This window comes from Phenylobacterium sp. (assembly GCF_030645195.1).
In the GTDB taxonomy this organism is placed as follows: Bacteria; Pseudomonadota; Alphaproteobacteria; order Caulobacterales; family Caulobacteraceae; genus Phenylobacterium.
The window spans coordinates 1-4,748 of record NZ_JAUSLW010000223.1; the positions used below are offsets into that span (position 1 = coordinate 1).

Below are 4,748 nucleotides of genomic sequence, written 5' to 3' on the forward strand. Positions count from 1 at the left end.
CTGGATCACCGGCTTCACGTCGTCCCCGAAGTCGCCGAAGGCGTCGGCGGCCATGCGGATCTCGTGGCTCTTCATCCAGTTCAGGTTGCCCTTCTTGGTGTTGATCTCGCCGTTGTGCGCCAGCATCCGGAAGGGCTGGGCAAGCCGCCATTCCGGGAAGGTGTTGGTGGAATAGCGCTGGTGGAAGATCGCCACGGCCGCCGTGAACCGTTGGTCGGTCAGGTCGGGATAGAAGGCGTCGATATGCTCGGCCAGGAACATGCCCTTGTAGATCAGCGACCGGGCCGACAGCGAGCAGAGGTAGAATTGCTGGATGCCCGCCTGACCCACGCGCTTCTCGATGCGCTTGCGGCACAGGAAGAGCGCCCGCTCCAGGGCCTCGCCCTCCAGGCCCGCGGGCCCGGCCAGCATGATCTGCTCGATCTCCGGCCGCGTGGCGTTGGCCTTCTCGCCGATGACCCTGGTGTCCACCGGAACCTGCCGCCAGCCATAGATGTAGAAGCCGAACCTCAGGGCTTCGGCCTCGACGATGGTGCGGGCCGCTTCCTGGGCGTTGAGGTCGTTGCGCGGCAGGAAGACCTGGCCCACGGCGATGGGGCCGGGGCGCAGCTTGTGCCCCGTGCGTCTCACCTGGTCGGCGAAGAAGTCCTGCGGAACCGAGACCAGCACGCCGGCGCCGTCCCCGGTCTTGCCGTCGGCGTCGATGGCGCCCCGGTGCCAGACGCTCTTCAGCGCCCGGATCGCCAGCTCCACCACCTCGCGGCGCGGCTTGCCGTCCAGGGCGCAGACCAGGCCCACCCCGCAGGCGTCCCGCTCGGAGTCGGGGTCGTAGGCGTGGCCGTCGATAAGCTTGGCGCGGTTGGCCAGGTAGCGCTGAACCCCTCCCTCCCCTTCATGGGGAGGGACAGACGAGGCGTCAGCCTCGTCCGGGTGGGGAAGCCTGCCGACACCGGAGAGCTTGCCGGACTTCCCCACCCCGACCGCTGCGCGGTCTTCCCCTCCCCATGAAGGGGAGGGAGGGACGGGCTGGATGTCTTGTTCGCTCATGATTTTCACTCCGCCGCGACGCGCGCGGGTTCCGTCAGATAGCGGTGGATGGCGTCGGCGGCGTCGCGGCCGTCCTTGATCGCCCAGACCACCAGGGAGGCGCCGCGCGCGATGTCGCCGGCGGCGAAAACGCCCGGGATGCTGGTCATCAGGGTGGCGAAGTCGGCCTTCACCGTGCCCCAGCGGCTCACCGCCAGGTCGGGCGCCTTGAACAGGCTCGGCAGGTTCTCGGGATCGAAGCCGAGCGCCTTGATCACCAGGTCGGCGGGGGCCTCGAAGTCGGCGCCCTCGATCTCCTCCGGCGCCGAGCGGCCGCTGGCGTCGGGCGCCCCCAGGCGCATGCGGGCGGCCCGCACCCCGGTGGCGAGGTCGGCCTTGCCCGACACGGCGCGCGGCGCGGCCAGCCATTCGAAGATCACGCCCTCCTCTTCGGCGTGCGCGACCTCGCGGGCCGAGCCCGGCATGTTGGCCCGGTCGCGGCGGTAGAGGCAGGTCACCGACTTCGCCCCCTGGCGCACGGCGGTTCTCACGCAGTCCATGGCGGTGTCGCCGCCGCCGACGACCACCACATCGCGGCCCTTGGCGTGCAGCGCGCCCGACACGAACTCCGGAACCTCGTCGCCGAGGCCGGCCCGGTTCGAGGCGATCAGGTAGTCGAGCGCCGGGGTCACCCCCGCCGAGCCGGCGCCGGGGACCACCAGGTCGCGGGCGGCATAGACTCCGGTGGCGATCAGCACGCTGTCGTGGAGGTCGCGCAGGTCGTCGAGGTTGGCGTCGAAGCCCACCTCGAAGTTCAGCTCGAACGTCACGCCGCCGGCCGCCAGCCGCTCGGTGCGCCGCATCACCACGTCCTTCTCCAGCTTGAAGCTGGGGATGCCGTAGATCAGCAGGCCGCCGGCCCGGTCGTGGCGGTCATAGACGGTGACGGCGTAGCCCATCTCCACCAGGCGCTCGGCGGCGCTGAGGCCCGCGGGGCCCGCGCCGATGATCCCCACCGACTGGCCCCGCGGCCGGCCCGGGACCAGGGGCTGGACCCAGCCCTCCTCCCAGGCCTTGTCGGTCAGGTAGCGCTCGACGGCGCCGATGGTGACGGTGCCGTGCCCCGACTGTTCGATGGTGCAGGAACCCTCGCACAGGCGGTCCTGCGGGCAGATGCGGCCGCAGATTTCCGGCATGGAGCTGGTGGCCTGGGACAGCTCATAGGCCTCCCGCAGCCGCCCCTCGGCGGTCATCCGCAGCCAGTCGGGGATGTTATTGTGCAGCGGGCAGTGGGTCTGACAGAAGGGGATGCCGCACTGGGAGCAGCGCGAGGCCTGCTCGCGGGCCTTGGCGTCGATGAAGTCGGCGTAGATCTCGTGGAAATCCCCCGCCCGCTCGCCCGCCGCCCGCTTGGGGGGCGTGGCCCGCGCCACCGTCGTGAACTTCAGCATCCGCTCGGCCATGGCCGTCCCTCCGCCCGATCCGCGGGCAAGGGGCTTTTACGCGCCTTTTCAAGACCTAGAAATATGATGATCCATAAATAAGACTATCTGGGCATCCCCACCCAAGGCGCAGGCGCCACCCGACCCGGCTCCAGGCATAAATAGTCCAATAATAGGATGAACCTCAAATTTACCCTGTTCCACCTCCTTGGGGACCACGTCATCAAGCCTGAAAGCAGCCCATGTCCGACTGGATCTACGCCGTCATCCTCGGGATCGTGGAGGGCGTCACCGAGTTCATCCCGGTCTCCTCCACCGGCCACCTGCTGCTCACCAAGACCCTGCTGGGCCTGCCCGACGGCTTCTGGGACACCTTCACCGTCCTGATCCAGCTGGGCGCCATCCTGGCGGTGGTGGCCCTCTATTTCGGCAAGCTCTGGAAGGTGCTGATCGGCCTGCCCACCAGCGCCGAGGCCCGCGCCTTCGCGATCTCGGTGCTGATCGCCTTCATCCCCGGCGCCATCGCCGGCCTGGCCCTGCACGACGTGATCAAGACCGTCCTCTTCGAGAGCCCCCGCCTGATCTGCTGGTCGCTGATCATCGGCGGGGTGGTGCTGCTGGCCCTGGACCGCTGGTCCCCGGCGCCGCGCGAGAGCGACGCCATGACCCTGACCTGGAAGACCTCCCTGGTGGTGGGTCTCTTCCAGACCCTGGCCCTGATCCCCGGCGTCTCCCGCTCGGGCGCCACCATCGTCGGCTCGATGCTGATGCGGGTGGAGAAGCGGGCCGCGGCCGAGTTCTCCTTCTTCCTGGCCATCCCCACCATGGCCGGCGCCTTCGCCGTCGACCTCTACAAGAACAAGGATGCGCTCAGCATGGACCAGGCCGGCGTCATCGCGGTCGGCTTCGCCGTCAGCTTCGTGGTGGGCTTCGTCGTGGTCCGCACCCTGGTGGACTTCGTCGGCCGCCACGGCTTCGCCCCCTTCGCCTGGTGGCGGATCGTGGTGGGTGTGGGCGGTCTGGTGGCGCTCGGCGTGGTGGGCCGCTAGTTAGGGTCTAGGCGGCGGCGAGGCGCTCGGTCTCGTCGGCGTACTGACCGCCCTTGCGGAAGCGGTAGAGATAGGCGGGGACGATGGCCTCGACGGCGGTGGGCTCGATCCCCAGCTCGGCGAGGCCGGGCAGGGTCCCGGAGACTACATTGTCGGACTTCAGCAGCTCGACCTGGTCCTCGGTCAGCGGCGGGGCGATCGGGGTCAGGGCCAGGATTTCGCAGACCTTGCCGATCAGGGCCGCCACCGGGAAGGGCAGGGGCAGCAGCATCCGCCTGCGGCCGGTCTCGGCCAGGACGATCTCCATCAGCTGCCGGAAGCTGTAGGCGACGGGGCCGCCCAGCTCGTAGGTCTGGCCGGCGCAGTCGGGATCGACGACGCAGCGGGCGACGGCCTTGGAGACGTCGCCCACGAACACCGGCTGCAGCTTGCCTTCGCCGCCGCCAATCAGGGGTAGGGCGGGACTGATCACCGCCATCTCGCCGAACTTGTTGAAGAAGTGATCCTCGGGGCCGAACACCACCGAGGGGCGCACGATCACGGCGTCGGGGAAGGCCTCGCGGGCCGCGGCCTCGCCCATGGCCTTGGTGCGGGCGTACTTGGACGGCGACTCGGAGTCGGCGCCGATGGCCGAAATCTGCACGAACCGGCGCACGCCGGCCGCCTTGGCCACGGTGGCGATGTTGCGCGCGCCCATGCCGTGCACGCTCTGGAACTTCTGGCGGCCAGTCTCGTAGAGGATGCCGACGGCGTTCACCACCGCCTCGGCGCCCTCGACGGCGCGGCGGATGGAGGCCTCGTTGCGGATATTGGCCTGGACCACCTCGATCTGACCGACATCCCCCAGCAGGCGCATCCTGTAGGCCAGATGCGGCTGGCGCACGGCCACCCGGACCCGCAGGCCCTGCTTGGCGAGGGCGCGGACAACCTGGGCTCCGAGAAAGCCCGAACCGCCGAAGACGGTGACCAGATCCTGCATGGGGTTCGCTTGGATTTGAGTGGGTCTTGAGGCGCTTCGGATAGACGAAGCGACCCCGCGCCGCAATGCGACTTGAAAGGAAGGTGAAGCCGGGCGTTGACCGGGCAGGGACGGCGCCCTAAGGAACCCCCCTCGCGCGATCCGGTGGATCGGGCCCAGGTGGCGGAATTGGTAGACGCGCTGGCTTCAGGTGCCAGTGGCTTAACGGCCGTGAAGGTTCGAGTCCTTTCCTGGGCACCATCCCTCTCCCTA

3 protein-coding genes, 1 tRNA gene and 1 pseudogene are annotated in these 4,748 nt (G+C 69.1%); 2 read left to right on the forward strand and 3 right to left on the reverse strand.

From position 1 onward, the window contains the following. Both Q7T09_RS20045 and Q7T09_RS20050 read right to left on the reverse strand, forming a co-directional pair. Positions 1–867 (reverse strand): annotated as a pseudogene (locus Q7T09_RS20045) (glutamate synthase large subunit); the annotation flags it as partial. Positions 868–1,052: 185 nt separating this feature from the next. Continuing rightward, positions 1,053–2,489, reverse strand: a complete 1,437-nt coding sequence (locus Q7T09_RS20050; protein ID WP_304702004.1) for an NAD(P)-dependent oxidoreductase — start codon at positions 2,487–2,489, stop codon at positions 1,053–1,055. 221 nt (positions 2,490–2,710) lie between these two features. Here Q7T09_RS20050 and Q7T09_RS20055 point away from each other — a divergent pair, with 221 nt between their 5' ends. Then, positions 2,711–3,517, forward strand: a complete 807-nt coding sequence (locus Q7T09_RS20055; protein ID WP_304702005.1) for an undecaprenyl-diphosphate phosphatase — start codon at positions 2,711–2,713, stop codon at positions 3,515–3,517. A 7-nt stretch (positions 3,518–3,524) separates the two neighbouring features. On the opposite strand, the gene Q7T09_RS20060 is transcribed toward Q7T09_RS20055, so the two are convergent. Beyond that, positions 3,525–4,496, reverse strand: coding sequence for a complex I NDUFA9 subunit family protein (locus Q7T09_RS20060; RefSeq protein WP_304702006.1), 972 nt, complete (start codon positions 4,494–4,496; stop codon positions 3,525–3,527). A 153-nt stretch (positions 4,497–4,649) separates the two neighbouring features. Between Q7T09_RS20060 and Q7T09_RS20065 the strand changes: the two genes are divergently transcribed. Continuing rightward, a tRNA-Leu gene (locus Q7T09_RS20065) sits at positions 4,650–4,736 on the forward strand. The last annotated feature ends 12 nt before the right edge of the window (positions 4,737–4,748 follow it).